We start from the raw sequence: 547 nt of genomic DNA, 5'->3' as shown, positions 1-547 counted from the left end.
AGGTGCTGCTCAAGCAGTCGCAGGAGCTCACCGAGCAACTGCGGGAGCGCTCGGCGGAGTTCGCTGTGCTCCGCGCCCTTGGCACCCCGCGGCGCCAACTGGCCCGCCTGATCGCGGCGGAGCAGGGCTTCCTGCTCGGTCTCGCCCTGGTGGTGGGCGTGGCGCTCGGCGCGGTCCTGACCCGTGCCGTCGTCCCCCTGATCGTCCTCACCGGCGAGGCCACCCAGCCGGTCCCGCCGGTCCTGGTGGAACTGCCGCTCCCCCACGTGGCCGCGCTCCTGACGGCGACCGCGGCCGTCCCCCTCCTGATCATCACGGCCCTCGCCCTGCGCCGGGGAGAGCCGACGGTGTCCCTGCGCCACGACGGAGGCAACTGACGTGTGCCCCGCCCCCGTTGCTCCCTGGACCCGCACCCGTCTGCGCGCCGCGCCGCTGCCCGCGCTCGCGCTCGCGCTGCTCGTGCTCGCCACCGCGTTCCTCGCCGCTGTCTTCCCGCGCGCGGTCGACGCGTACGAGAGCGAGGGAGTGCGGAGCGCGGTCGCCGGAG

At 75.3% G+C, this 547-nt stretch carries 1 protein-coding gene; it reads left to right on the top strand.

The features are described 5' to 3' along the window. Positions 1-377: FtsX-like permease family protein (locus ABD378_RS34940; RefSeq protein ID WP_344527772.1), on the top strand; the 377-nt coding region annotated here is incomplete at its 5' end. Between the last annotated feature and the right edge of the window lie 170 nt (positions 378-547).

The organism is Streptomyces rectiviolaceus (assembly GCF_039533825.1).
Lineage (GTDB): Bacteria > Actinomycetota > Actinomycetes > Streptomycetales > Streptomycetaceae > Streptomyces > Streptomyces rectiviolaceus.
Note: the sequence above shows the minus strand (reverse complement) of the source record. Positions and strands in the feature narration are given on the sequence as shown.